The following is a 26,295-nucleotide window of genomic DNA, read 5'->3' as shown; positions in this document are numbered from 1 at the left end:
GTGTCGTGGACCCGTTGCCCGGTTCAGTGTCCGGGGGCGTCGACGGCCTTCTCGCCCTCGAGCCGCTTCTTCTCGGCATCCCTCCGCGTCTTGGCGAGGCTGGCGACGGTCGCCACCGCGACGGTCGCGGCGATGAACAGCAGCGAGAGCCAGATCGGGATCTCGGGCACCCACAGCAGCGGCTCTCCGCCGTTGATGAACGGCAGCTCGTTGACATGCAGCGCATGGAAGACGAGCTTCACGCCGATGAACGCCAGGATGACGGCCAGCCCCTGCGACAGGTAGACGAGACGCTCGAGCAGACCGCCGATCAGGAAGTACAGCTGGCGCAGGCCCATCAGGGCGAACGCGTTGGCGGTGAAGACGATGTACGCCTCGTTCGTCAGACCGTAGATCGCGGGAATCGAGTCGATCGCGAAGACGAGGTCGATAAAGCCGATCGCGACGATGACCAGGAGCATCGGGGTGACGAAGCGCTTGCCGTCCTTGTGCACGGTGAGCTTGTCTGCGTTGTACTCCTCGCTGACGGGGAGGATGCGGCGGACGAACCGCATGAACTTGCCGTTCGCGGGGTCGCTCTCGCCGTGCGCGAAGGCCTGGCGGTACGCGAGGAAAAGCAGGAGCGCACCGAAGATGTAGAAGATCCACGAGAAGTTCTCGATCAGCGCCGCACCGACGGCGATGAACGCTCCGCGCATGATCAGCGCGATGACGATGCCGATCATCAGCACCTTCTGCTGGTACTTCTTGGGCACCGCGAAGCCGGTCATGATGATGAGGAACACGAAGAGGTTGTCGATCGACAGCGCCTTCTCGGTCAGGTAGCCGGCGAAGTACTCGCCGCCGAACGTCCAGCCCGAGAACACGCCGATTCCGACGCCGAAGAGCAGCGCCAGGCCGATGTAGAACGCCGACCAGCGGGCGGATTCGCCGACGGTGGGTTCGTGCGGCTTGCGCACGTGCGCGAAGAACTCGAAGACGAAGAACGCGATCGTGATCGCGATCGTGATGATCCAGATGAGCGGGGTGACACCCACGCGGGCCTCCAAGGGTTTTGGTGTACGTCGAAACACCAAGGTCTCTTCCGCTCGCGATGCGAGCCGACGCCCCGGGCTCACGATGTCGTGTGCCGTATTGACGGGATCGTCGCGTGGGAATACTCCCCTTGCTGACCTCGATGGTACGGCACGTCGGCGGATCCTGCCCGAGCGATCGCTGGGAAGCCTGGCATGCCCGTGTGCGGCTCGCAAGCCCCGGTCCGCGCGGGGGGCTTCACCCCAGGCTGGCGGGAACCACACCGATCGAGGAGGACACCGTGGAAGATCGCGAACCCACCCAGGACGCCCCCGTGATGGACGGCGCCGACGAGGCCACGCCCGAGGACAAGAAGGCCGGTGCGCGGGAACAGCGCGCCGCCGATGCCGCGGTCGGCGCCGATGCCGCCGACGCGGAGCTCGACGACGACCTGCGCAGCATCCGCGGGTACGGCGAAGACCGCTGAGATGACGACCCCGTCCGGAGCCGATTGGGGGTTCGGCTCGACGGACGGGGCGTCACTGCGCCTCCGAGGGCGCCTCCGCGCCGGCGATGCCGGGGCTGGATGCCACTGACGGTACTCGCCCGGCTCGCTCGAACGGCGCCTTCTCAGCCGATCCCTAACCGTCACCGCACGATCTTCCGGAAAGCGCCCTGCGCAACCCCGATCCGCCATTGCGACGCGTGATCGAGGATGAGGGGATGCCGATGGATGCCGTACCCGTGGCGCCGCGTTGGCGGCGAGGCATCCGTGACCTCGTCTGGTGGGGTCAGGACTACGTGTACGCCCTCGCGGCGCAGATGCGAGCCATGGGTCCGGGCCGCCCGGACGATCTCACGACCGGAACGAAGCGACCGCTCGTTCTGCTGCCCGGCATCTACGAGACCTGGCGGTTCCTCCAGCCGCTCGCCGATGCGCTGCACGCCCGCGGACACCCGGTCCACGTGGTGGCCGGCCTAGGGTCCAACCGCCGCCCGATCGCCGAGTCCGCGCGCCAGGTCGCGGATCTGCTCGTCGGTCGCGATCTGAGCGACGTCGTCCTCGTCGCGCACAGCAAGGGCGGATTGATCGGGAAGCACCTGCTCGCCTTCGATCCCGCGGGGTCGCGGGTGCGGGCGATGGTGGCGGTGGCCACGCCGTTCGGGGGGTCCCGGTACAGCCGCCTCATGCCCACGCCGTCGCTGCGCGCCTTCCGATTCGGGGACGCCACGATGCGCGCGCTCGCCGCGGCCGCCGACGTCAACAGGCGGATCGTGTCCGTCTACGGTGCGTTCGACCCGCACATCCCCGAGGGCAGCGAGCTCGCGGGTGCCCGCAACGTCAGGCTCGACGGCGGCGGCCACTTCCGGGTGCTCGCGGACTCGCGCGTGATCGCCGAGGTCATCCGCGCGGCCGAGTGAGGCCGTCGTTGCGGTGGTCTTCCGCGCGGAGCGGGCGGTGCCCTATCAGCGGCCCCCGCCCCCGCCCCCGCCCATTCCGCCGCCCGAGAAGCCGCCGCCGAACGAGCCGCCGGAGAAGCTCCCCGATCCGCTGACCGGGGGTGCCGGGCTGGTCCCGGTGTGCAGGGCGGACAGCGACGAGGCGAATGCCGCGCTCGAGAATCCGTTCGGCCCCGAGTACCAGGCGAGGTCCGCCCCGGCGTCGCGCGCCTGGGTCGCGAGGACGTCGGCCCATTCCTTCTCCACGCCCCACACGACCGCCCACGGCAGCAGCTTCTCGTGGAGGTGGAGCACCTGGACGGGGTCGTCGAGTCCGGTGGGCCGCCGCTCGGCGCCCTCGGGACTCTGCAGGACCCGCATCCGGTCGGCCTCGGCCAGCGCCAGGTAGTCGCGCAGCCCGAGCAGGTGGTCGCGCGCCGGCGCACCGGCATCCGTCACTCGATCCGACCACCGGATGACCACGAAGGTCAGGATGCCGGCGACCGCCGTCACCGGGACGGCCGCGATCTGGCACCAGGCCGGCGTCGTGCCGACCGAGGTGATGAGGAGCGCGGCGAGGGCGAGGCCGAACGCGACGACGGCGATCACGCCGGCGAGGACGCCCGCGCTCCGAGCGGGACGCTGCATCCAGCCGCGGCGGCGCACTTCGGCGGCCGCGACCGGGAGGAGGTCGCGCAGCCGGTCGCCCGCGTCACTGCCGGGGCTGTCGAGCGCGACGCGCTGGCCCGGCATCGGCGTGTCGCCGAATATGGCGCCGAGGACACCGGCGCGCAGCGGTGTCGCGCCGGCCCCGCTCACGTACTCGAGAGCCAGTGCGTCGTCGGCCGCGGGGTCCTCGACCACGCGCAGGTGTCCGGCGACGGCGGCGTCGAGGACGGCGGCGGGGATCGCCGCACCGGTGCGGCGCACGAGGTGCGCACCCTCCAGGACGTCGGTGTCGGTCGGCGGGGTGTATTCGACGACGATGATTCCGCGGCCGGGCGCGTCGCGGTTCCTACGGCGCGAGAACGCGGCTGCACCGAGCGCGGCGGCGCTGGCGCCCAGGGTGCCGATCGAGAGCACCGACAGTGCGGGCGCGGCATCCACCGAGAATTGCTCCTCGGGAGTGCGGACCACCTCCCCGGGCACGAACGTCCCGCGGCTGAAGCCGACGGAGATCGTGACGTTCTCGCCGGGGCCGAGGTCGGACGATGCCGCGGAATACGCGACCTCGCCTCCCGCCTCGACCTCCCGTGAGATGTCACACCGATCCGTCGAGTTCTGCGCTCCGCGGTAGCAGGACGCGGCGCCGTCGAGGGTCGCGTCGGCGAGCGTCGGGTCGATCGTGAGTTCCACGCTGACGCGCCCGAACGGCTGACCCCACTCGGTCCCGTTGATGTCGCGATAGAACTCGTCGGCGTCGGTGTCGGCGAAGGACCGGATCGTGTCGCGCTGCGTGTAGGAGATGACGTAGGTCTGGATGCCGTGGACGTAGGAGTCGTCCCCGGTGAGAACCCGCACTTCGCGTCGGTCCGTCTCGATCTCGTACGGGATCGACGTTCCGTTCGCTCCCGTGACCGAGACGATCTCCGTGTGCAACGGCACCCCGTCGTAGTCGTCCGGGATCGCCCGGATGATGCCGCGGTTCTGATCCTCCTCGGGGAAGCGCGCGACAAGGGTCTCCGTAACGGCGAGCTCTGCGTGCCCGTCCGCGGCGCGGGAGAGGGTCATGCGCGCGTCGAACGAGTCGAAACGGAAGTCCTCGACATCCGCGTGCGCAGGCACGGGTCGAAAGAGCGAGAGTGCCAGCAGCCCCAGGAGCATCACCCCTGCCAGCAGCGGACGCATCGAGCGGAGTCTGGGGCCGAGGACGTCCATGCCTCGACGCTATCGAGAAGCTCCCGCCGACGACTCCGTCGCGAGGCGGATTGTGCGGATGTCGGGTCCCGAGGCCGCGATCACGCCGCCGTGGGCGTCGTCGGGGCCGCGACCGCGGGGCGGGCGGTACGGCAGCAGGGCTCGCGCGTGGCGGCGCAGACCCCGTCGACGGCGCAGCGCATGCGATCGAGGAACGCCGTGACGATGTCCGCTTCCGCGTCGCTCATCCCGCGCGTTGCGCGCATCATTCGCGCATGCATGTCGCCGAGGGTGTCGCGCATCTCATCCTCGGACTGCTCGGTGCCGCGCACGAGGATCTTGCGGCGGTCGGTGGGATGCCGTTCCCGGCGCACATGTCCTGTGCGCTCCAGTCGATCGAGCAAGGCGGTAATGGATGCCGTTGACAGTCCCAGGTGGCGAGCGAGGTCGGCCGGCGTCGCATCGCGTCCGGAGGCCGTGGCCCGCGTGAGGAAACGGAGGACCCGCAGTTCGTTCTCGCCCATCGCCATCGCGTCCTGAGTGCGGCGGCGCATCGCCATCTCCGCCGAACGATACGACCGGAGGGACTGCATCACGCGCGATCCCCGACGGTCGTCGGAGTCGCCGCCGTACCAGTAGGGCGCGGGGGATGCGGATTCCATGAGCCTCTCCGAATTCAGCCTGATATCTCGCTTGCTTATTCGCTAGTCTACCTAGTAAGTTTGCGAACAAGCAAAGACGGAAGGGAACATCATGGCGAAGCTGTTCTACGGAACGACCCCCGAGCCCATCACGATCGACGATCGGATGCTGGCGCACGTCAAGGTGGTCGTGGCCACGAAGCTGCGCCGTGGTGAGAGCTTCACGCTCTCCTGGACGCACGGTGCTGGCGAACCGGTCGGCCGTTCGACGATCTGGCTGCAGCCGTCCATCCCGCTGCGATTCGTCTTCGAATCCGAGCAGCCCGAGACCCTCGACCAGAATCTGCTGAAGCGGATGGCGAACGACGCCAACTCCTCCCGCGGGTTGAGCCTCGACATCGACATGGATCAGCAGGTCGTCGCGGACCGCCCCGCCGCCGCCGGGCCGACGCAGACCCGGCAGCGGACTGCGCCTCGTTCGCTGGTCCGCGCGGCATGAGCGCCGCTCGTCGTCGCGTCGATCAGTCGGCCGTGACCCATCCCCCCTTGTGGGACGTTCCGACGGAGCCGCTGGCGATCATCACTCCGGCGACGGCGGCCGGTCTGGCGGGCTGACCTGGTCGGAGCCCGGGCGCTCCATCGAAGATCGTGCTCCGGGTTCTCGTCGTGTGAGCACGATCGCCGCGACGAACAGCACGGCACCGATCACAGCGAACACCGCCTTCGGCCCCGTGGGGCCATCCGCCGGCAGAGCGAGCGTCGGGATGGCGACCACAACGGCGGCCGCGGCGGCGGTGACCGCTCCCCACGGCGAGGTTCTGCCCGGCATCCCGATTCCCCCTTTTTCTCCCCGAGTCCGATCAGGGGACGACGTAGCCCGCGGCCCGCACGAGGCCGTACCACTCGGCTCGTGACAGCACGATGTCCGCCCCGACGGCGGCCTCGACGACCCGATGGGGCGTCGTCGTTCCGAGGACGACCTGGATTCCGGCGGGATGCCGCGTGATCCAGGCGACCGCGATGGCGATCGGCTCCACTCCGTATCGGGCGGCGAGTTCATCGATGACGGCGTTGAGTTCCGCGTAGGCGGGGTCGCCGAGGAAGACGCCGCCGCCCCGGGTGCCCTGGAGGGGAGACCACGCCTGCAGAGTGATGCCAGCCAGACGGCAGTACTCCACCAATCCGCCGCCGTCCAGAACGGCCGACTGCGGGGTCCCTTCCATATTCATCGCGAGGCCCTGGACGACGACGGGCGCGTGCGCGATCGAGAGCTGGACCTGGTTGGCGACGATCGGCTGGCGTACCGCCGTTCGGAGGAGATCGATCTGCCGCGGGGTGTGGTTGGAAACGCCGAACGCCCGCACCTTTCCGGACGCCTCGAGCTCGTCGAACGCGCGGGCGACCTCCTCCGGCTCCACGAGGGCGTCGGGGCGGTGCAGCAGCAGGACGTCGACATAGTCCGTCTCCAGCGCACGGAGCGACTCCTCCACGGATGCCACGATGTGCTCGTACGAGAAGTCGAAGTACGGCCCGTCGCGGACGATGCCCGCCTTGGTCTGGAGGCTGATCTCCGCGCGTTCCGACGGGCTGAGTCGGAGTGCCTCCGCGAACCGCCGTTCCGCGGAGTGCAGCTCTCGGGCGTAGATGTCGGCGTGATCGAAGAAATCGATTCCGGCCGATCGCGCGGCCGAGTAGAGCTCGCGGACGTCCTCGTCGCTCTTGCCGTCGATGCGCATCATTCCGGCGACGACGGAGGGGACGGCGGGACCCGAGGGGCCGAGGGGGACGGTTCTCATCGCTCCACGTTAGCCCTCGGAGGTCTCCGCGGTCGTCAGTCGAGCGGCGTCGCCTCGTCGTCGGCATCCGATCGCTCATCCGCCGCGGCGGGCGTGCCCCGCGGCGCCGCCCTCAGCAGCTCGTTCATCTCCGCCAGGAAGCTCCCCAGCTGCTTTTGCTGCCAGCGGAGGTCCCGCGTGCGGTCCTCCGCGTTGCGGAGAACCGTCGAGGTGTGGCCCGAGATGGCATCGGCGATGCGCTGCGCCTTCTCGCGGGCGTCGTCGAGGATCTCGCGTGCCTGCACCTGGGCGTGCGTGACGACCTGCTGCGCCTGGGCGCGCGCCAGCCGTTCGTGATCATCGGCGCGGGCGCCGATGCGGCGGGCGTGTTCCAGAGCGGACTCCACCTGCTCGCTCGCGTCCGCGGTGATCCGCTCGGCGTGCGCCACGGCCTGGTTGTGCAGCACGAGGAACTCCTGCTGCGCCTCGTCCTGCCGTCGCGTCAGCGACTCCTCGAACTCCAGGACGCGCGCGGTCATCTCGCGGACGTCGCTCTCCGCCTTGGCCCGGAGATCCGTGGTCTCTCGAGAGACGAGAGATCGGAGCGCGGCGGCGCCCTTCTCGGCCTCGGTGCGCACCGCTGCGGCCTCGCGCTCGGCCTGCGCGACCTTCTCCACGGCGTGTGCGCCCTCGCGCTCCAGGCGCGCGGCGTGCGCGGTGGCCTCGGTCTCGATGCGCAGACGCACCTGCTCGGCATCGTGCTGCGCCTCCGTCCGGATCCGCTCCCGCTCGGCGACGGCGTCGTCGCGGATCTGTGCGGCTTCGTCGCGCGCGGCGGCCAGGAGGCGCTCGGCCTGCGCGGCGGCGTTCTGGACGAGAACGCCCGCCTGCTCCTCGGCGACCCGGAGGATCGCCTCGAACTGCTGGCGGGCCTGGGCGGGATCGGCGCCATCGCCGTCGCGGTCCGCGACGAGATCGCCCGACAGGGCGCTGACCTGGGCTTCCGCCTCGGCCGCACGCGCGGAGGCCGCGCGCACCTGTTCCTGGAGCCGGCCGGTCTCCTCGGTGTGGTGGCGCACCGACTCCGCGAGCTCGGCATCGTGGTCCGCGCGCTGCTGCGCGAACATCGCCTCGGCGCGGAGCTTCTCACGGTGGGCACTGTCCTCGGCGGTGCGGACGCGCTCACGCAGGATCCGCATCGCGTCATCGACGGCCTCACGGTCGTACCCCCGGAAGCCGACGGGGAAGCTCGGGATGTCCGCGTCGTCGTCGCGTCGGAGGAGTTCGTCGAGGGGGGAGTCGGGCACGGCCTCGTCGCCGGGGGATACCGGCCGTCGGGCGGATCCGGGCTGGTCGTCCGTCATGGGAGTTCCTCTCGAACGTCGACGCGTTCCTGCGGCGCCGGCGGCACCCTGTGGCGAACGCGGGACCGATGCCCGAGCGGAAGGGGATGCGCGGTCTCGAACCGGGTGCCGTGGCTACGAAACCGCGCATCCATGATGAGCGATCGACATGAAGAGAAGGGATCTTGGGGGAGAACCATTCACGATCACTCGACGACGACGATGCCACGTGAGTGGGGGCATCGTTCCGCTCGAGGGGAATACCTCACCCGAGAGATCGCCCATCCGGCCTCCGCCTTACGACCGCTCGGATCGATTTCCTGCGCCCGTCGCCGTCCTGGACGATGTCGGCGCGATATCGTGACGGAATCCCTCGACGACGCCGGAGCCGCCCATGACCGACACGATCGTTCGGTCGACCCGACCCGCGGTCCGCCCCGGACGCCGCCGCGTCGTCCTCCTCGCGGGAGTCGGCGGCACAGCCGCTTTTCTCAGCGCGGCGCTCATCTGGCTCAGTCGGCTGTGGGATCCCAGCGTCCATTACGTGAGCCAGCTCGGCGCGACGGGGATGCCGACGGCCCCGCTCTTCAACTCCGCACTCCTTCTCCTCGGGATCGCGGCCGTGCTCGTCGACCGCGCACTGCTGCATCGGCCGGAGGTCTACGTGACGGGATGGCCGATCGCGGCGACTCTGGTGGTGTGCGGAGCGTGCTTCGCGGTGGCATCCGTCGTCACCTGCTCGCCCGGATGCCCGGTGCCGTTCACACCCGGGGCGCTGCCGCAGGACCTCATCCACATCAGCGCCGCTGTTCTCGGGTTCGTCCTCGCGATCGTCGCGATGGCGCAGGTCGCTCTGCTGCGGCGCCGACCCTGGATGCGTCGGGCGAGCCTGGCGACGCTCGTCGCCGTCGGCCTCACGTCTCTCACGGGTGCGATGCTCGCGCTCTTCCGCGGCGACACCGTCCTCGGCGGGAACCTCGAGTTCACCGCGGCGACGCTCGCGATCGCCTGGTTCGGTGTGTTCGGCCTCCAGGTGGTCGCGGACGAGCGCATCACCTCAGCCCGTGCCGTCGGGGGACACCGGGAGCCGGATGCCACGGGATAGCGTTCTCTCATGACGAGATCCCGCCTGCGCCGCATCCTCGTCCTGCTCGCGCCGGTGGCGGCCGTGGTCGTCCTTCTCGTCGTCGTCCACGGAGCCGGGATTCCTCTCACGGTTCCCGGCGTGATCGTCGTGGTGCTGCTGCTGGTCGTCGGCCGTCTCGTCTTCGCGGTGACGCGGAAGCGGCGCGCCGGCCGTCGCTGACCGGCGCGCCGCTCCTCACGCGTCGCTCTCGGCTTCGATCAAGCCCCACGCGTGCGCGGCTCGGATGGCGCTCGCCCGATCCGACACCTCGAGCTTGCGGTAGAGGCTCTGCAACTGCGTCTTGACGGTGTTCGGCGAGACGACCAACGCGCGGGCGATGTCCGCGATCGTCGAGGTGGGGGTGAGCTGGGCGAGCACGACCTGCTCCCGCTTCGTCAGGTGAGGAACGCTCACGGAGGAGGCGAAGAAGGAGGCGCGTTCGGACACGCGGTCCCGTGCGCTGGGCGACAGGAGCCGGAGTACCAGCCCGCGATCCTCGGGCGCCACGGCGCTCCAGGGGCTCCACAGGTCGTGACGAGCGCTGAGCGCCTCCGCCCGCTGAGCCGTGGAACGGTGGGCGGCCGTCCCGTTCAGTCGGACGTCGGCGACCATGCTCACCACGAGACTCTCGAGGGCTGCTCGGGGCGACGAGTCCTGGTGAATGCCCCACTTGACGCTCATGACGTACGCCTCGTGCGCGCGGCCCGCGTACAGCTGGGAGAGCGCGATCGCGGGCGCGGTTGCGGCGGACAGGCCGAACGGTCCCTCGAACAGCGCGAGGGCCTTCCGTGCTTGGCGCAGGGCGATGAGGACCTTCGCTCGGGCCGTGAGCAGCTGGATCGATTGGAAGTGCGACGGAGGGGTGCTCCGCGTGCGAGCCATCCACGATCGCAGCATCCCGAGGGCGTCCGGGGCGGCGCCCGAGAGGAGGAAGGCGACGGCCTGGATCGACGCCGCGAACGGCCAGAGTTCCCGAGCGCCTCCCGTCGCCGTCATGGAGTCGAGCAGCTCACGGGCGCCACCGGCGTCCCCGCGTTCGAGTCGGAGCCATGCATCCGCGAGACGCGTGCCCTCGCCCCACGGCGACGGGAGCCAGCTGTCCTCCTGGTCGGCGTCGCACAGAGCCCCGGCCGCACGGACGTCGCCCTCGAGGAGCGCCACGATCGCGAGCACTCCCCGCGCTCGCAGCCGCCGCGCCGGTGGGGCCAGGCGCTCGACCTGCCCGAGCGCGAGGCTGGCGTCGCGGAGCTTCCCCATCGCGAGGTGGGTCATGCCCACCTGGTACCAGCCCTCCGCGATGACGTCCTCCGCGAGGGCCGGGCGCTTGCGGAGGACGTCCACGAGCAGGGCCGCGGACTCGGTCGCCAGGGCGAATCGCCCGGCGGCCCGCAGGAGGTTCACCCGCATGATGAGGGCCTCGACGTTGTGCTGAGCGGCCGCCTTGGCCTCGGGGAGGCGACCGAGCGCGCCGACGACGAGCGCGGGCGTCTCGGCGGATGCTGCGGTCTGGTCGTCGACGGCGAGGAGAGCGTCCACCGACACCGGATCGAAGCCGACGTTGCTGCGGAGCATCTCCGTCAGCGCCGCGAAGGCCGAGGCGTCGCGCGCCCAGATCTCGGGCCCGGCCGAACGCAGAATCGATCCCAGGGTCGGCCACTGCCCGGCATCGACGGCGAGCTGCGCGGCGCGCAAGGGCTCCCCGGCGGCGACCAGGTGGTCCAGGAGACGCAGGCGTGCGTGCTCGACGAGCTCGGGCGCGCCGGCGGTGATCTCGCGGAGCCACTGCGTCCGCACCGGCTCGGCCAGAACGAGACGCGTCGTGCTGGGCCAAACGAAGCCGGCGTCCTGCAGCTCCGTCAGGAGCTCGCTCGTGGTGCCGGTCGTGGAGTCGATGCCGATCGCATCCGCCAGCTCCACGTTGATGTACGGAGCCACGGCCAACAGGCGCACCTCATCGGTGATCGGCGCGGAGAGGTGCGCCTCCATGTCCGCCGTCAGCGCCTCCGCCGCGTAGTCGGCGATGGCCTCAGCCTCGTCCCGCGTGCGGAGGGGCAGCCCCTCCAGGCGGAGTCGTGAACTCGCGAGCTGAGCGAGCGCCGGCCACCCGTGCGTCCGTCGCATCAGGACGTCGATGGCGATGTCCGTGGTCTCGATGCCGTTGAGCTCCAGCACGAGGGTGAGCTCGTCCCTCGACATCAGGAGATCCGCCGGCGTGAGCACGTGCACGTCGAATTCGAGGGCGACCAGCGGGCTCTCCAGGCGAGTCACATGGCGCGTGGCGACGACCACTCGAAGGGCGGGGTCCGAGCGGAGGAGCTCCAGGATCGCGGCGGAGTCGATGCCGGGCCCATCGGTGAGGTTGTCCAGGAGCAGGACGTGCTGCGGCGGCCCGTCGCGGAAGGCCGCGGCCACTCGCTCGAGCGTCTCCGAGTCGACGACGCCGGCATCGAGGAGCTGGATGCCGATTCCCGGGTCGTCCTCCAGGGCGCCGGCGAACTGACGGAGCAACGCGCTCTTCCCGACTCCGGCCGGACCGCGCAGGAGAACGACGTCGCTCTCCAAGGCGGTGCGGAGTGCCGAGAGGGTCACGGTCCGCGGCGTCCAAAAGCGGCTGGACCGCCGGGCGGCGCGAGCGGCTGTGGGAGGGGTGTCCAGATCGATCAGCATCGTGTTCTCCAACTCTCAAGACGGTTGTGTCGACGGCCCGGGTTCGGGTTGCGGGCGGCGAGGAAGCGCGGGGCGGGCGGTGCGCTTCACCCGATCTTTGGGCTGATGTTCGCCCTCGCCTGACCCAGAGGGAGCGGTTTCATCCCCGTCGTCATCCCGCCTTCACCCCACCGACATCACACTTTGCAGGCCCGTCTCACCATCGGCCGACGGCGGTGGTTCCCCCTTCGCTTCGCCCGCTTCGCGGGCTCGGGGGCGCGTGGAGCGGCTCGGCGGAGCGTGCCTAAGCTGCCCACCGGCCCGACACTCCGAGGCGGGCCGAGGCGAAAGGCGGAACCCGAGTGGACATGCAACGCGTTGCGCGAATCCTGCGCGCGTACTGGAAGACGATCGTCGCCCTGACGATCATCGGAGGGCTCGCCGGTCTGGCATGGAGCGCGCTTCAGCCGCGGGTGTACACGGCTGACGCGAGCGGGTACGTCGCCAGCGTCTCGTCCGACGGGTCGACGGGTGCCGCTCTCGCCGGGGACACCCTCGCGCTCTCGAAGGTGAAGTCCTTCATCGACATGGGCTATTGGCGAGCGGTGGCCGAGACGGCGCGCGACGAACTCGGCATCGCCGACAGCCCCGAGTCCCTCGTGGAGCGCGTCCACGTCTCGAACCCCGTCGACACGGTCAACGTGCGCGTCGAAGCGACCGGTCCGACGCCCGAGTCGGCGCGCGATCTCGCGCAGGCCTGGCTGCACGGCATGACGGTGCAGGTCGACCAGCTGGAGTCGACGGGCGGCGGTCGAGGAGCCGTGCGTCTCGTCGCGGGTGATTCGGCGCGGTTGCCGTCGGCGCCCTCGTCGCCGAACGTCAAACTCGATGTCGCCGTCGGCGCGATCGTGGGCGCCGTGGCCGGCGTCGTGTTCGCCCTGGTCCGTCGCGCATTCGACCGGCGGGTGAGATCGGCGCGCGACATCTCCGACGCCGTCGACGCCTCGGTGGTGGGCATCCTGCCCGTCGACAAGGAACTCGCGGCCGGTCGCGCGGTGTTCTCGTTCGACGACATCCGCGACGGCCGTGGATCTTTCGCCCACAAGGAGGCGGTGCGCGAACTGCGGACCAATCTGCAGTACGTCGATGTGGACCATCCCGCCCGGGTCATGGTCGTGACGAGCCCCCTTCCGGGTGACGGCAAGTCGACGACGGCATCCAATCTCGCGGTGAGCATCGCGGCGACGGGGCAGTCCGTCATCCTCATCGACGCAGACCTGCGTCGACCGGTGCTGGGTGCGACCTTCGGATTCTCCGACGACGTCGGACTCTCCGATGTCCTGGCCGGGCGTGCGCGCATCGATCAGGTCGCACACCAGGTGGACGAACACGGACGTCTGTTCATCGTCGCGGCCGGTCGCACGCCTCCGAACCCGAGCGAGATGGTCGGATCGCAACGCATGCAACAGCTCGCTCGGGGGCTCGCCGACGACATGGTCGTCATCATCGACTCCCCGCCGACGCTCGCCGTGGCCGACGCCGCGGTCATCGCGAGCTGGGCGGACGGCGCGGTGCTCGTCGTCACGGCCGGACGAACCACGGACGACATGCTCGTCCGGGCGGTCGGCAACATCGCCAAGACGCGGGGGAGGCTGCTGGGGGTCGTGCTCAACCGGGTGCCCCTTCGCGGCGTCGATTCGAGCTACTACGGAACGCAGTACGGCGGCTACTACGGCTACGGGGTGCCCACTTCGGGGGCGGCTCGCACGGTCTGGTGGCGTCGTCTGCTCCGCCGCGGTGAGTCGGCGACGCCCGGCGCCGACGAGGCGGCACCCGGGCCCCGGCGGCGCTCGACGGACCTGCCGCCGGACAACGTCAGCGGTTTGCGCACCCTCTCGCCGCGGCGGAACGTTCCAGCCCTCCCGGGTGATCCGGGTCGTGAAGGACGGGAGGCCGCCGGTACCGCTCCGCAGAGCGCGCGCGACGACCTGCCGTCTCGCCGGCGGCAGCGCGGCTGACCGCCGCGTCTGCGGAGAACGTCGAAGGCGCCGGTCCCCTGAGGGGCCGGCGCCTTCGGCGTGTGACTCAGTGCGCGGTGTCTCCGGGAGCAAGCACCGCCTTGACGGTTCGGAACAGGATGACGATGTCGCCCACGAGCGACCAGTTCTCGACGTAGAAGAGATCGAGACGGATGGAGTCCTCCCAGGACAGCGTCGAGCGTCCGCTGACCTGCCAGAGGCCGCTCATCCCCGGCCGGACGATGAGGCGTCGACGGGCGTCATCGTCGTAGAAGGCCACCTCCGCGTCGCGCTGTGGGCGAGGTCCGACGAGGCTCATCTGGCCGATGAGCACGTTGATCAGCTGCGGGATCTCGTCGAGGGAGTATCGCCGGAGGATCCGGCCGACCGGAGTGATGCGCGGATCGTTCTCGACCTTGAACAGCGGTGACCCCTCGCGCCCCTGTGCGGCGAGCAGCTCGGGAAGGCGTGCGTCCGCCCCGTCGATCATCGAGCGGAACTTGAGCATCCCGAAGTGATTCCCGCCCTGCCCGACGCGTTCCTGACGGTAGAGGACCGGTCCCGGGCCGGAGAGGCGCACGAGGGCGGCCAGCATCAGCAGCAGCGGGCTGAGGGCGACGAGGAGGATGAGGGACCCGGCGATGTCGAGCGCGCGCTTGAGCACGCGCTGACGGGTCGAGTACTGGGGGGTCTCGACGTGGACGAGCGGGAGGCCCGCGACCGGACGCGTGTGGATGCGCGGACCGGCGACGTCGGTGAGGTTCACGGCGACGATCAGGTGCTGCCGTCCGGGCTCCAGGCTCCACCCGATCCGCCGGATGTCGTGGGCATCGAGGTGACCTCCTCCCGTGACCAGCACGCTGTCGGCATCGAGCTCGTCGAGACGTCGCTGGAGGTGCCGGGCGTGCGCGTCGTCCCAGGGCTCCGCGTCGTCGGAGGGGACGAGGTGGACGCCGACGACGGTGAGGCCGACGCCCGGCTGGCGCATGATCTGGGCCGCCACGCGCGCGTTCTCCTCGGCGCTTCCGACGAGGACGACCCGCGCCGACATGTCGCCGTTCCGGCGGCGCGCGGTCAGCCACGAGCGGGCCGCCGTTCGGGTCGCCAGCAGCGCGGCCGTCCCGACCGGGAGACTCAGGAGGAAGTACCCGCGGGAGAGCTCGATCGAGGACAGATAGGCGATCATGGCGACGAGTCCGAAGAGTTGGAGCGACGCGGCGATGACGAGGCGGTGCTCTACGACACCGTGACCGACCACACGGGGGAGGCGCGTTCCCCACAGCGTGAGCGCGAGGAACCAGGCGATGCACAGAGCGCCCGAGACCGTCGTGTAATCGATCGATGACGCGCCCACGCCGAGAGGTTGCGGTCCGAGCCAGATCAGCTGGGTTCCGAAGACGGCCCCGGTGATGACGAGCGCATCCGTCACGGCGAGCAGACGGGCGAAGCGCGTGTGCCACGGGCGTCTTCGCGCCGTTCGTGATGGGGTGAAGGTTTTCGCTATGGCTGGTGAAGCCAACGACGAGGTGGCGAGATCCATGGGTCCTCCGCTGATCGGGCTCAGTGGCCGGAGATGATGCGCCTCTGGGCTGGAACAGGAGGCGCGGGGTTCGGGCACTCTGTCATCCGACAGATGCGCGCTCGGGCTGCCCCCGATCGTGGCGAGCGGGGTGAACAGGGGTGTGGAGTGATCAGCCCCGGGGGTCTCGCTGCCCGGGCGCGGCCCTCATGCGCGCCGGTGTCGACGGGATCGCCCCGGCCGTCACCTCGAGCGGGAAGCGCGTCACCCCGGAGAATGCCCGCCCCCGGCGCTCCACAAGCGGACCATGGGTATGTTTACATGTTCATGTGCGCGTAGGCGACCGGTCAAGCTGGGTGCATGACCGACGCGCCGGATCCCTGGAACGAGTTCGCCCGCCAGTTCGGTGCCCGTCTTCTGCAGGCCCGCGGCCAGCGAGGCCTTTCGCAAGAGCATGTCGCCCATGCCGCCGGGCTGGCCACGTTCACCTACCGCAAGCTCGAGCGCGGCGAATCCAACCCGGGGACGCCGGCGAATCCGCGCCTCCGGACCATCGTCAGCCTGGCGGAAGTGCTGGGGATCGGCCTGTCCGACCTGCTTCCGGAGCCGCCGGAGGGCATCGCGCCCGGTCGCTGACGGCTGTGTCGGAGGCTCGTGCTTCACTTCCTCTGTGCCCACCGATGATCGGGTCGCCCTCGCGGGTGGCCCGAAGAGAGAGGTGTTCGGCATGAGCGATTCCGATGTCCATCCCCGCCCGGAGACCGCGCGCTGCGGGTTCGCGTGGTGTACGACGCTGCACGGCAGTACGGTCCATCCCGACGACGAGGCGCACCGGAGCGCGGGCATCGCCTTCGCGGCCCGCGTGCGCGGTGTCGACGAGAAGGGGCGTGGAAGGGATGTCGATGTGGAGGTGGGTGTGCTGCGCCGTCCGGATGACGCGGACGACTGGATCGTGATCGAGGTGGCGGGCGGCGGCCTCGCGCTGAGCCTCAGCGGTGCCGCCGAGCTCAGACGGATCCTGACCGAGGATCCCGGGATCGGCCGGGCGCTGTCGTCCTGAACCCGACGCGGACGCACTCGGCGGGGTGATTCACCCCTGCCCGAGGCGTTCCGGTCGCCGCCGGGGTGTGCGCGCACGCCGAGCGGGGGCGGTGAACTGGAGGAGCGCGAGCATTCCGCGCGTCATCCCAAGAGAGGGGAACCGTCATCTCCACAACGCCGACGCGCGTCCTCATCGTGTGCACCGCCAACGCGATCCGGTCTCCCTTCCTCGAGCATCTGCTCCGGGCGCGTCTCTCGGGCACGGGCCTCACCCCGCCCGTCATCGAGAGCGCCGGTTCGGCCGCCCGTCCGGGTCGCCCCGCAGAACCGCGAATCGTCGAGATTGCTCGGGCCTATGGTCTCGACCTCGACGGTCATCGGACCCGCCGACTCGACGAACACGTGCTTGCGTCGAGCGCGCCGGTCCTGTGCGCGGCGGCGATACATCGGCGCGCCGTGCTCGACATGCGCCCCGATCTCTTGGATGCGACCTTCACCGTCCGCGAATTCTCCCGACTCTTGAGTGAGCAGGTCGATCCGGTGGGGGAGCGCGGCGATTGGGGCGCGTTGGCGCGGGCGGCCGCGCGGCATCGTTCGAGCCCGCGGAGAGGCGCCCGCGGCGATGACGACCTCGTCGATCCCATCGCCCAACCCGCCGAGGTGTGGGCCGAATTCGAGCGGCACGCGGTGGAGGCCGTCGATCGGATCGTCCACCACGCGGTTCGCCTTCTCGGCCCGAATGGCTCGGCCTCCCGCATCGACCAGCCTCCGCGCACGCGACGCGAGTGGCGTGCGGCACGTGCTCTGCTCGATTCTCCGCAGACGGAGCGGGAACGCCCGCCGTTCAGCGGTGGGGCGTGCGCCTTCGGTGAAGACGTCGCGCGACCGAAAGTCCCACCGCGCCGATGACCCCACCGACGGTGTTGGCCGCGACGTCCACGACGCTCGAGGTGCGCCCCGGGAGGAACACCCCTTGCGCGATCTCGACCAGCAGGGGCACGACCCATGCCACTCCGAGAATCACGAACGGACGCCCGGGGAGCACGGACGCGAGGATCACTCCGAACGGCACGAAGAGCACGACGTTCAGGGTCGGCTCGACGCCGAACGGGAACGCCGCGGGCGCGATCTGCAGAAGCGCGGCGTACACCGGCCCGGCGTCAGCGTCGACGTGATCCGGCCAGAGCAACAGCAGCGCGAGTACGACGACATAACCGGTGGCGAGGACGGTGGCGGGGCCTCGCGCTCGAGCGGGACGTACCGTGATGCGCATGCCTCACGGTAGGCATCCCGATCATCGCGGACGCCCGGGCGAGGTCACGCGATCACAGGGTGATCGCGGCGCTCAGCGAGGCAGGCGAGGGCGCGGCGTCGAGCGTCCGCGCTTCCTCGGTGTCGGCTCGGGCGATCATGCGGCCGAGTCCGATTCCGGCGGCCAGCGCCGCGACGATCCAGGTGGCGATGCCGATGACCACGGCAACGATGACAAGAACCATGGGACTTCTCCTTTGGAGTCCGGTGGTGCACAACGGGTAACTGGGTGAAACTGTAGCGGTCCGATGAGGTTCCTGAAGAGACTGCCGCGCCGCGACGAAATGCGGTATGTCATCTCCGCCGAGCGAAGGTTCGCCGTACGACGCGAAGAAGGCCGAGGAAGCCGAACAGTCCGATCACGGCGCCGAGGATGGCGAACAGCGTCACCGAGCCCCCGAGGACCGGGCCACCGCCCGACACGACGAGCACGACGGCAATGACGACGGCGGCGATCGAGACCAGCGTCGTGGCGAGCTCCGAGGTGATCCTGCTCAGGATGCCACTGGTGTCCGTGCCGTCGTCCGAGCGCAGGGTGATGCCGATCGAACCGCGCTCGATGCCCGTGAGCAGGGCTTCGAGTCGTTGCGGCATCCGCTGGAGGCGAGCGAGGGAGATCACCCCCGTCGCCTGGAGGTCGGTCGCGAGGCGGCTCAGTGAGATCGTCCGACGGAGGAGCGCCGGCATCAGCGGCAGGGCGCGACCGACCATGTCGTAGTCCTCGACGATCACGCGGAGGCATCCCTCCAGCGTCGCGAAGCTGCGCAGGGCGGATGCCAGTTCCCCCGGCAGGGCGATGCGGTGCTGCCGGATGACGTCCACGATCCGCGTGAAGATCGACCCCTGCCCTGCACTTCGCACGTGTTCGGCGGTGAGGACGACGCCGACGTCGTGGCGGAAGGCATCCAGATCCACGTCGTCGGGGGCATCGACGATGAGCAGGAGCGCGTCTGTCGCCGCGACGTCGTTCTCGCTCAGGGCCGCGAGGAGGAACGCCGTCATGTGCTGGCGGCGGCTGCGTTCGATGATGCCGACCGCGCCGAAGTCGATCAGACCGAGCGTTCCGTCGGCGGTGAGAAGCACATTGCCGGGGTGCAGGTCGGCGTGGAAGACGCCGTAGACGAGGATCTGTTCGATGACCGTCGTCATCAGGACCTGGGCGAGATGGTCGCGCTGCTCTGCGCTCAGCGACGCCAGGTGGTCGGCGGAGTCGCTGAGCGCGGCACCGTCGACGAACTCCATGGTGAGGACACGGGTGCTGGAGGCATCGGGGAAGGCGGCCGGCACGGTGACGAATCCCCGTCGGGCGGGCTCGGCGTCGTCGATGCGCTCGATCGTCGCGCGGATCATCTCGGTGTTGCGGGCTTCGATGCGGTAGTCGAGCTCCTCCAGCAGGGTCGTGGTGAACCCCCGGGCGACGGACTCGATGTGAAGATCGCGACCCACCCGGGTGCGCGCCTGGGCGCGATGCGCCAATCGTCCGATGATGTCGGCATCCGCCTCCACCTGCGCCCGCGCGGCGGGCCGCTGCACCTTCACCACGACGCGGGTCCCATCGTGCAGGACCGCGCGATGCACCTGTGCCACTGATGCGGCGGCGAGGGGCTCACGGTCGATCTCGGCGAAGATCTCATCGACGGGGCGGCCGAGGTCGGTCTCGATGACCTCGCGGACCATCTCCCATCGGAGGGTCGTGGCGTTCGTCTGGAGGGACGCCAGAGCGCTCAGGTACGGCTCCGGGATGAGGTCGCGGCGCGTCGAGAGCACCTGGCCGAGCTTGACGAAACTGACCCCGGCGTCATTGATCGTGGCGACGATCGCGCGGGCCCGCTCCTCCGAGGTGCTCAGTTGCTGTTCCACGCGCGAATGGCCGCCGTGGAACAGCCAGCCCACGCCGTGTCGCGAGGCGATCGCCAGGATCTCCAGATAGCGACGCGTGCGCTTGCGTTGACGGAGCGCGGCGCGGATCACATCGATCGGATTCGGCAGAGGCCGCGTCGGAAAGATCGCCTCGCTCGCGACCAGGGCGGCGACACCGAGAGCGAAGACCCAGCTCACCGAGAGGGCTATGAGCCCGATCCAGAGCCAGACGTCGTCCGCCGCGAGCGTCGCACCATCCGGCATCCCGGTCTGGCGGAGCACCCATCCCGCGACCGGGACGCCGAGGAAGAAGACCAGGAGGCCGACCACGATGCTGCGCGGCCACCCGACGGCGGTCCCGAGGATCTGACGGGCGACGAAGCCCACGAGGATCGCGCAGACGATCGCCACGAGGGCGATGAGGAGGGTGACGACCACGGGGTCAGCGTAGCTGGCGGGTCACGCGATGCGAACGAGCTCGCATCCGGGGCACGCCCACACGTCCGACGACGCGCGGCGCCGGGGCTGGAGTGTGTGCAGGCATCGAGGGCATCCCGGGGGGAAGCCGTCGGCGGTCCCGTCGTCGCGAGGGATGGGAGACCTGTCAGCCGAGGGGGAGGGGGGATGGTGCGGGAAGAACATCGCAGCCTTTCTGTCGAGGGCATTTTTACATGCGCATGCGACAGGAGGTGCGCTCCCTCCACAGGGAGCCCGCGCGAACCCGAACGGGGGAGGAGTGCCCAGCACCCTCCCCCGTTCGACGCGCTGATCGCGCCTGCTCTAGTGGCGGAGCTTCCGGAGCGCCTTCGTCGCCCTCTTCTCCGCCTTCGCGGCGGCCCGACGTCGGCGCGAGCGCGGGTCGTCCCACAGGCGGACCAGCTGGTGCCCGACCGACTCGCGACTCTTCACCTGGACGCGGCCGGCACGCGTGCCGAGGACGTAGGCCGCGACGCCGACGACGCCCACGGCGATGATGCGGTTGCGCATGGCATCCCTCCTATTGCAGACGCTTCTGATCGTGGGCGAGCTTCGCGCGCAGGCTCGAGTGCACGGAGACGAAGGTGCGGAACTGCTGGCCGGTCAGGGTCGCGAGGTTGGTCACGAGCGTGTCCACGTCTTCCGCGATGCGGCGGGGAGACGTGTTCTGTCGAGGCGTGACGCTGACGTGCAGCACCGTCTCCTTGCGGACCTCGTTCGACGCGATGCGCGAGACGAGGATCTCGTCGCGCTCGTCGAGCGAGTTCTTCAGCGCGGCGGCGGCGAAGCCGTCCGTAACGGTGATGCGACCCGTGTCGCTCTCCGTGCCGGTGGACTGGAGCGGGACACGGCGCTTCCCGCGCACGGCGCCCACGGCGATGAGCACGAGCACGAGTGCGATCACCGCGAGGGCGGCGATGGCACCGATTCCGAAGGCGGGTTCGCCGATACCCTCGGCCCAGCCGCGGATGCCGTCGGCGGTCCGTGTCCACGCGTCGGCCCAGCCCGGCACCGCGGCGACAGCGATGACGAGAGCGCCGAAGGCGAGCAGGACGGCGGCCACGATGAACAGCACGATGCGGTTGAGGGCGCGGTTGGTGTTCCTCATCGGGAGTTCTCCTTCCCGGTATCGTCCGGACGCGCCACGCGTACATGCGTGCGTACGGACGGGCTCAGGCGGTAGGTCGCCACCTCGTCCTCCACGATCTGACGGAGGCGATCGGCATCCACGGGGATGCCGAGGGGAGGACGCACGGTCACATCGACGGCGCGGTGCGCGACACCGACGACGACGTTCTCGCGAGCGATCCCGGAGGCCAGGCTCAGGTGCTGAGCGAGGGCGGAGGCCACGACGCCGTTGTCCACGACGACGGCACGCTCCCCCCATGCCATCTCGTGCCGCGAGAGGCGGCCCGGGGCCACCGCGATCACGAGCACGATGAGGCCGACGAGAGCGATGACGGCACCGACGACGATCTGCCCCGCGGGAACGAGCGCGGACGGCAGCCCGGCGAGGGCGTCGAAGGCGGCCCCGGGCGTCACGAGCAACGGCGGCCGGCCCGCGAGCGACAGGGCGATCTCGACCGCGGCGTATACGGCGGCGAGGATGAGCAGCACGACGACGACGAGCATCGCACCGGTGCGGGGCGAATGCGTCTCGCGGCGCACGACGGTGCGCAGAACGGAATCCGTCATCTCACCCTCCTTCTCTTCGGGGTCGTCGCCCCGGCGATGGTCAGATCCACGCGCGACACCTCACGCCCGAACAGGCGGGTGAGGCGGTCGTGGAGGTCGCGCTGGATGCCGTGCGCCGCCTCCAGGACGGGCGTCGCTGCGCGCACGGCTTCGGTGTCGTCCAGACGCGGGATCGGGAACGGTGCCCGCACGCGGACCACGACGGTGTCGCGGGACGCGGCGATGTCGACGGACACGTCGGCGCGGTCCACACCGATCGTCTCGGCGGCGGCCTGCTCGGCCGCTTTGCGGAATACGCGGTCGGCGACGTCCACTCGACCTGCGGTACGCACGGGGACCCCGCCCCCCGGGATGGCGGAGGCCACCCCGGGAAGCGCGGTGGTCACGATGTGCTCCGACCCGAGAATGCGTTGGCGATGCTGCGGATGTCGATCTGTCCGGAGACGATCCGACCGACGACCGCACCGATCGCCATGAACAGGGCGACCAGGAGGAAGCCCCAGAATCCGAAGATCAGCGCGGCCGCGGCCAGGACGAGGCCGACGAGGGCGCCGGTGACGGTCGGGTTCATGACACGCGCGAGGGGGTCGAGTCGTCGTCATCGTCACCCGGGATGTGGATGTCGTTGACGTCGACGTTGACCTCGACGACCTCGAGGCCGACGAGGCGGCTGATGGCACCGGCGACGCGGGCGCGCACCTGCTCGGCCACCTCCTGGATGGGGGCCGGGTACTCGACCACGATGGTGAGGTCGGCTGCGGCCTGCGTCTCGCCCACCTCGACCTTCACGCCCTGCGTCAGGTCGGTGGCGTTGATCGCGTCGCGGATCGCGCCGAAGGCGCGGGCGCCGCCGCCACCGAGGGCGTGCACGCCGGCGACCTCACGCGCGGCGATACCGGCGACCTTGGCCACGACGGAGTCGGCAATGGTGGTCTTGCCTGCGGTGTCCGCGGTGGGTGTGGCGGAGCCGGTGAACGCGCGGTCGACGCGCGACGTCTGCGACGCGGCGACGGATGCCGCGGGCTTCTCTTCGATAGCCATCGGAGTGTCCTTCCAGTACGTTCTGCCCCGGCGATCCCATCGATCCCGGTGCAGCGGTGTTCGCTTACTGGTGAGACGTGCGCCGCGGGTGTTTCGTCACGCCGTGGCCGGAAGTTTCTTCCGCGCCCGCCGCAACGATGAACGCCCCGGCGATGCCGGGGCGTTCATGCATTCCGGGGTCGGTCAGGGGCGACCCATGCCGTAGTACGTCCAGCCGGCGGAGCGCCAGGCGGCGGCATCCAGGCAGTTCCGGCCGTCGACGACGATGCGACCGGCCGTGAGCTCGGCGGCGTGCGCCGGGTCGAGCTCGCGACGGTACTCGTCCCACTCGGTGACGACGATCACGGCGTCCGCGTCGCGCAGGGCCTCGTCGCGGTCCTCGACGTAGGTGAGCTGCGGGTGGATGCGACGGGCGTTCTCGATCGCGGCCGGGTCGGTCAGGGTGACGTCGGCGCCGAGCCCGTGCAGGCGCACCGCCACGTCGAGAGCGGGGGAGTCGCGGATGTCGTCGCTGTGCGGCTTGAAGGCGGCGCCGAGGACGGTGACCTTCTTCTCGAACACCGAGCCGCCCAGGGCCTGGACGGTGAGATCGACGGCGCGATCACGGCGGCGGAGGTTGATCGCGTCGATCTCGCGGAGGAAGGCCACGGACTCGCCCCGGCCGAGTTCTTCGGCCCGCGCCGAGAACGCGCGGATGTCCTTGGGCAGGCAGCCCCCGCCGAATCCGATGCCGGCACCGAGGAAGCGACGCCCGATGCGCGCGTCGTGACCGATCGCGTCGGCGAGAGTGGTCACGTCGGCGCCGGTCACCTCCGCGATCTCGGCCATCGCGTTGATGAAGCTGATCTTGGTGGCGAGGAACGCGTTCGCCGAGACCTTCACGAGCTCCGCGGTGGCGTAGTCCGTGACGATGAACGGAGTGCCCTTGGCGACGGACGGGTGGTAGACCTCGCGCAGCACGTCGGCGGTGCGGGCTCCCTCCTCGGTCGGGCCGCCGTCGGCGCTCGGCACGCCCGCGACGAGACGGTCGGGGTCGACCGTGTCCTGCACGGCCCATCCCTCACGCAGGAACTCCGGGTTCCAGACGAGGGTCGCACCTCGCTCGGATACGCGAGGCGCGAGCGACTCGGCCGTACCGACCGGCACGGTCGACTTTCCGGCGACGATGTCCCCTTCCGAGAGGAAGGGAAGCAGGCCGTCCACGGCCGCGTGCACGTAGGTGAGGTCGGCCGCGTAGCCACCGGGCTGCTGCGGCGTCCCGACACCGATGAAGTGCACCTTCGCGCCCTGCGCCGCGGACATGTCGGTGGTGAACGACAGGCGGCCCGACTGGATGCCCTCGGTGAGGATCTCCTGGAGTCCGGGCTCGAAGAACGGCGCCTCTCCCTTCGAGAGCGCGGCGACCTTCCGCTCATCGACGTCGATTCCGACCACTTCGTGTCCGATCGAGGCCATCGCCGCCGCGTGAACGGCTCCCAGGTATCCGCAACCAATCACAGAAAGACGCACGGGTCTCCTCCAGCTCTGTACCGAGACGGCGCGCGGGTGCCACGCCGTCGACCCACGCGGGAGCGCGGGGAGTTCACGCGGCCGTCTCGCCCGGCGCCAGCGCGGCACGGGCGGTCTTGCCGAGGATCACGAAGTCGCCGACGAGAGTCCAGTTCTCGACGTACGACAGATCCAGACGCACCGACTCCTCCCAGGACAGGGACGAACGACCGCTCACCTGCCACAGACCGGTGATACCGGGCTTCGCGAGGAATCGACGGTGCACGTGGTCAGCGTAGAGGGCGACTTCGGACGGCAGCGGCGGTCGCGGGCCGACGAGCGACATCGATCCGCCGATCACGTTGAACAGCTGGGGAAGCTCATCGAGGCTGAACTTCCGCATGATCCGACCGATCGGCGTGACGCGCGGGTCGTTCTTCATCTTGAAGAGCACTTCGTTGCCGGCATCCCGCTCCTGCTTGGCGAGCTGTTCCAGCATGTCCTCGGCGTTGACGACCATCGAACGGAACTTGATCATCGTGAACTCGCGACCGCGGAAGCCGACGCGCTTCTGCCGGAAGAACACCGGACCCTCGCTCGAGAGGCGCACGGCCATCGCGAGGAACGCCAGGACCGGGCTCAGGAGGATGACGCCGATGACGCTCGCGACCAGGTCGACGGTGCGCTTCAAGAACACCTGCCCGCGGGAGAAGCGCGGGGTCTCGACGTGGATGAGGGGGAGTCCGGCGACCGGGCGCGTGTGCAGTCGCGGGCCGGCGATGTCGATGATGCTCGGCGCGAGCACGAGGTGCTGACGGCCCGCCTCGAGACTCCAGGAGATCTGCTTGACCTTGTCGGCGGGCAGCTCGTCCGCACTGGTCACGGCGACCGTGTCCGCACCGGTGACCTGGAGCGCGCGTGACACGTCGCCCACGTGCCCCATGACGGGGATGTCCGTCCCCGGGATCGTGTCGGCGACCTTGCCGCTGGGGACGCACGCTCCGACGACGCGGTAGCCGGCGTTCGGGTTGCGCGCGAATTCCCGGGCGACCTGTGTCACGGAGGGGAGGGAGCCGACGAGCAGCACGTGGGCGGAGTACTTCCCCCGCGACCGCTGGACGACGAGCCACTTGCGCCAGAGCCACCGCGTGAAGACCAGGACCAGGATGCCGACGGGAAGACTGATCAGGAGGTATCCGCGGGCGATGTCGATCTGGGTCAGGAAGGCGATGATCGCGATCGTCCCGAACAGGCGGAAGCTGGAGTCGACAATGCGGATGTACTCCTGCGAACCCGTGCCGATCACGCGGTCGCTGCGCGAATCGATGAAGGAGAGCGCCCACATCCACGCGACGATCAGCACGGCGGAGAAGAGCCAGTAAGACAGGTCGGAGATCCGGCTGTCGTGACTGGCCGCGATCGCCGCGTTCCCGGTACCGAACCAGGCCAACTGGGTGCCGTACACGACCCAGATCAGCGCGGCCAGGTCGGTGATGATGAGGTTGCGCCGGTAGCGCTGGCGCCACCGGTCGCGCGTGGCCGCCGAGCCCCGCGGTTCACGGTCGAGGAATGATGCGCGGATCGGTGTTGCTGTCGCCACATCATCGATGTCGGCGACGGCGCCCTGCGACGTCGGTGTCGCGCCGACCTTGAGGTCAGACGTCACAGTGCTTTGGCCCCTTTCTCCGGGTCATCCGGATCGTGGTTCACGTGGTGAACGATAACAGCCTGAACTCACCCCGTGAATCACCCCTGTATGAACGAATTGTTTCCTGAGGACGCGGCGCGGTCACCCCGAATTTCCGCGAATGTCATCGTTGTCCTCCGAACGGGGGACGCGGTTCCGTGGCCTGTCCGGCGGTGCGGCCGCGGTCCCCGTCGGGGTCGAAACACCCCTCCGGGTGAGCCCCTCCTCGGCGCGACACCCGCGCCCGGTACACTCGCTCCCGGTTACGGCGCGCGGACGCCCGCGACCGCGACGCCCGGGGGGGGGGGGGGGGGGG

At 70.0% G+C, this 26,295-nt stretch carries 29 protein-coding genes; 9 read left to right on the top strand and 20 right to left on the bottom strand.

The window, feature by feature from the left end:
- Positions 1–23: 23 nt before the first annotated feature.
- On the bottom strand, positions 24–1,037 hold the full coding sequence (locus tag AVW09_RS02775; protein WP_063256571.1) for a TerC family protein: 1,014 nt from the start codon (positions 1,035–1,037) through the stop codon (positions 24–26).
- Between the two features lie 278 nt (positions 1,038–1,315).
- Between AVW09_RS02775 and AVW09_RS02770 the strand changes: the two genes are divergently transcribed.
- Together AVW09_RS02770 and AVW09_RS02765 are read left to right on the top strand one after the other, a co-directional pair.
- Positions 1,316–1,501: a hypothetical protein gene (locus AVW09_RS02770; protein ID WP_197462543.1), complete on the top strand. Its 186-nt coding sequence runs from the start codon at positions 1,316–1,318 to the stop codon at positions 1,499–1,501.
- A gap of 242 nt (positions 1,502–1,743) precedes the next feature.
- A complete protein-coding gene (locus AVW09_RS02765) occupies positions 1,744–2,436 on the top strand; it encodes an esterase/lipase family protein (RefSeq protein ID WP_063256631.1) in 693 nt (230 codons plus the stop codon).
- A gap of 45 nt (positions 2,437–2,481) precedes the next feature.
- On the opposite strand, the gene AVW09_RS02760 is transcribed toward AVW09_RS02765, so the two are convergent.
- A complete protein-coding gene (locus AVW09_RS02760; protein ID WP_063256570.1) occupies positions 2,482–4,332 on the bottom strand; it encodes a DUF2207 family protein in 1,851 nt (616 codons plus the stop codon).
- An 80-nt stretch (positions 4,333–4,412) separates the two neighbouring features.
- The gene (locus AVW09_RS02755) at positions 4,413–4,973 is read right to left on the bottom strand and encodes a MarR family winged helix-turn-helix transcriptional regulator (RefSeq protein WP_082822783.1); all 561 of its coding nucleotides are present in this window, start codon (positions 4,971–4,973) and stop codon (positions 4,413–4,415) included.
- 91 nt (positions 4,974–5,064) lie between these two features.
- On the opposite strand from AVW09_RS02755, the gene AVW09_RS02750 reads away from it, so the two are divergent.
- Entirely contained in the window at positions 5,065–5,451 is a 387-nt protein-coding gene (locus AVW09_RS02750; RefSeq protein ID WP_063256569.1) for a DUF7882 family protein, read from the top strand.
- Positions 5,452–5,532: 81 nt separating this feature from the next.
- On the opposite strand, the gene AVW09_RS02745 is transcribed toward AVW09_RS02750, so the two are convergent.
- From AVW09_RS02745 to AVW09_RS02735, 3 genes are read right to left on the bottom strand one after another with little or no spacing between them, the layout of a single operon-like run.
- On the bottom strand, positions 5,533–5,781 hold the full coding sequence (locus tag AVW09_RS02745) for a hypothetical protein (protein ID WP_063256568.1): 249 nt from the start codon (positions 5,779–5,781) through the stop codon (positions 5,533–5,535).
- Between the two features lie 31 nt (positions 5,782–5,812).
- Positions 5,813–6,748, bottom strand: coding sequence for an aldo/keto reductase (locus AVW09_RS02740; RefSeq protein ID WP_063256567.1), 936 nt, complete (start codon positions 6,746–6,748; stop codon positions 5,813–5,815).
- 35 nt (positions 6,749–6,783) lie between these two features.
- Positions 6,784–8,091, bottom strand: a complete 1,308-nt coding sequence (locus tag AVW09_RS02735; RefSeq protein ID WP_197462542.1) for a cell division initiation protein — start codon at positions 8,089–8,091, stop codon at positions 6,784–6,786.
- A 373-nt stretch (positions 8,092–8,464) separates the two neighbouring features.
- On the opposite strand from AVW09_RS02735, the gene AVW09_RS02730 reads away from it, so the two are divergent.
- Entirely contained in the window at positions 8,465–9,175 is a 711-nt protein-coding gene (locus AVW09_RS02730) for a DUF998 domain-containing protein (RefSeq protein ID WP_063256566.1), read from the top strand.
- Positions 9,176–9,184: 9 nt separating this feature from the next.
- Positions 9,185–9,376 carry a hypothetical protein gene (locus tag AVW09_RS02725; protein WP_063256565.1) on the top strand — a complete coding sequence of 64 codons (192 nt, stop codon included), beginning with the start codon at positions 9,185–9,187 and terminating at the stop codon, positions 9,374–9,376.
- Between the two features lie 15 nt (positions 9,377–9,391).
- Here AVW09_RS02725 and AVW09_RS18155 read toward each other — a convergent pair whose 3' ends face one another.
- Positions 9,392–11,863, bottom strand: a complete 2,472-nt coding sequence (locus tag AVW09_RS18155) for a helix-turn-helix transcriptional regulator (RefSeq protein WP_082822782.1) — start codon at positions 11,861–11,863, stop codon at positions 9,392–9,394.
- 347 nt (positions 11,864–12,210) lie between these two features.
- On the opposite strand from AVW09_RS18155, the gene AVW09_RS02715 reads away from it, so the two are divergent.
- Positions 12,211–13,860, top strand: a complete 1,650-nt coding sequence (locus AVW09_RS02715; RefSeq protein WP_231901755.1) for a polysaccharide biosynthesis tyrosine autokinase — start codon at positions 12,211–12,213, stop codon at positions 13,858–13,860.
- A gap of 67 nt (positions 13,861–13,927) precedes the next feature.
- Here AVW09_RS02715 and AVW09_RS02710 read toward each other — a convergent pair whose 3' ends face one another.
- Complete coding sequence (locus tag AVW09_RS02710) at positions 13,928–15,289, bottom strand: sugar transferase (RefSeq protein WP_231901752.1); 1,362 nt, start codon at positions 15,287–15,289, stop codon at positions 13,928–13,930.
- Positions 15,290–15,739: 450 nt separating this feature from the next.
- Between AVW09_RS02710 and AVW09_RS02705 the strand changes: the two genes are divergently transcribed.
- The 3 genes from AVW09_RS02705 to AVW09_RS18415 all read left to right on the top strand — a co-directional run bounded on the left by AVW09_RS02705 (position 15,740) and on the right by AVW09_RS18415 (position 17,329).
- A complete protein-coding gene (locus AVW09_RS02705) occupies positions 15,740–16,015 on the top strand; it encodes a helix-turn-helix domain-containing protein (protein WP_063256561.1) in 276 nt (91 codons plus the stop codon).
- 91 nt (positions 16,016–16,106) lie between these two features.
- Entirely contained in the window at positions 16,107–16,439 is a 333-nt protein-coding gene (locus AVW09_RS02700; RefSeq protein ID WP_156495942.1) for a hypothetical protein, read from the top strand.
- 176 nt (positions 16,440–16,615) lie between these two features.
- Positions 16,616–17,329, top strand: a complete 714-nt coding sequence (locus AVW09_RS18415; protein ID WP_063256559.1) for an arsenate reductase/protein-tyrosine-phosphatase family protein — start codon at positions 16,616–16,618, stop codon at positions 17,327–17,329.
- On the opposite strand, the gene AVW09_RS02690 is transcribed toward AVW09_RS18415, so the two are convergent.
- The 12 genes from AVW09_RS02690 to AVW09_RS02645 all read right to left on the bottom strand — a co-directional run bounded on the left by AVW09_RS02690 (position 17,265) and on the right by AVW09_RS02645 (position 25,958).
- The gene (locus tag AVW09_RS02690; RefSeq protein ID WP_063256558.1) at positions 17,265–17,693 is read right to left on the bottom strand and encodes a VanZ family protein; all 429 of its coding nucleotides are present in this window, start codon (positions 17,691–17,693) and stop codon (positions 17,265–17,267) included. The genes AVW09_RS18415 and AVW09_RS02690 overlap by 65 nt on opposite strands.
- Before the next feature lie 52 nt (positions 17,694–17,745).
- Positions 17,746–17,916: a hypothetical protein gene (locus AVW09_RS17525; protein WP_156495941.1), complete on the bottom strand. Its 171-nt coding sequence runs from the start codon at positions 17,914–17,916 to the stop codon at positions 17,746–17,748.
- Between the two features lie 109 nt (positions 17,917–18,025).
- Complete coding sequence (locus AVW09_RS02685) at positions 18,026–20,029, bottom strand: ABC1 kinase family protein (RefSeq protein WP_063256557.1); 2,004 nt, start codon at positions 20,027–20,029, stop codon at positions 18,026–18,028.
- Positions 20,030–20,050: 21 nt separating this feature from the next.
- Positions 20,051–20,233 carry a zf-TFIIB domain-containing protein gene (locus tag AVW09_RS18410; RefSeq protein WP_442922728.1) on the bottom strand — a complete coding sequence of 61 codons (183 nt, stop codon included), beginning with the start codon at positions 20,231–20,233 and terminating at the stop codon, positions 20,051–20,053.
- A 138-nt stretch (positions 20,234–20,371) separates the two neighbouring features.
- Positions 20,372–20,578 (bottom strand): hypothetical protein, encoded by a 207-nt coding sequence (locus AVW09_RS02680; RefSeq protein ID WP_063256556.1) that lies wholly within the window; start codon positions 20,576–20,578, stop codon positions 20,372–20,374.
- A 10-nt stretch (positions 20,579–20,588) separates the two neighbouring features.
- A complete protein-coding gene (locus AVW09_RS02675; protein WP_063256555.1) occupies positions 20,589–21,176 on the bottom strand; it encodes a hypothetical protein in 588 nt (195 codons plus the stop codon).
- The gene (locus AVW09_RS02670; protein WP_063256554.1) at positions 21,173–21,763 is read right to left on the bottom strand and encodes a hypothetical protein; all 591 of its coding nucleotides are present in this window, start codon (positions 21,761–21,763) and stop codon (positions 21,173–21,175) included. Before AVW09_RS02670 ends, AVW09_RS02675 begins: the two co-directional genes overlap by 4 nt.
- Positions 21,760–22,149 carry a hypothetical protein gene (locus AVW09_RS02665; RefSeq protein ID WP_156495940.1) on the bottom strand — a complete coding sequence of 130 codons (390 nt, stop codon included), beginning with the start codon at positions 22,147–22,149 and terminating at the stop codon, positions 21,760–21,762. The genes AVW09_RS02670 and AVW09_RS02665 overlap by 4 nt, the downstream gene beginning before the upstream one ends.
- Entirely contained in the window at positions 22,146–22,334 is a 189-nt protein-coding gene (locus AVW09_RS02660) for a DUF2273 domain-containing protein (protein WP_022878139.1), read from the bottom strand. Before AVW09_RS02660 ends, AVW09_RS02665 begins: the two co-directional genes overlap by 4 nt.
- Positions 22,331–22,804 (bottom strand): Asp23/Gls24 family envelope stress response protein, encoded by a 474-nt coding sequence (locus AVW09_RS02655; protein ID WP_063256552.1) that lies wholly within the window; start codon positions 22,802–22,804, stop codon positions 22,331–22,333. The genes AVW09_RS02660 and AVW09_RS02655 overlap by 4 nt, the downstream gene beginning before the upstream one ends.
- A gap of 183 nt (positions 22,805–22,987) precedes the next feature.
- On the bottom strand, positions 22,988–24,313 hold the full coding sequence (locus AVW09_RS02650) for a UDP-glucose dehydrogenase family protein (RefSeq protein ID WP_063256551.1): 1,326 nt from the start codon (positions 24,311–24,313) through the stop codon (positions 22,988–22,990).
- 73 nt (positions 24,314–24,386) lie between these two features.
- The gene (locus AVW09_RS02645; protein WP_082822780.1) at positions 24,387–25,958 is read right to left on the bottom strand and encodes a sugar transferase; all 1,572 of its coding nucleotides are present in this window, start codon (positions 25,956–25,958) and stop codon (positions 24,387–24,389) included.
- Positions 25,959–26,295 lie beyond the last annotated feature (337 nt).

Source organism: Microbacterium sp. T32 (genome assembly GCF_001619615.1).
Lineage (GTDB): Bacteria > Actinomycetota > Actinomycetes > Actinomycetales > Microbacteriaceae > Microbacterium.
Note: the sequence above shows the minus strand (reverse complement) of the source record. Positions and strands in the feature narration are given on the sequence as shown.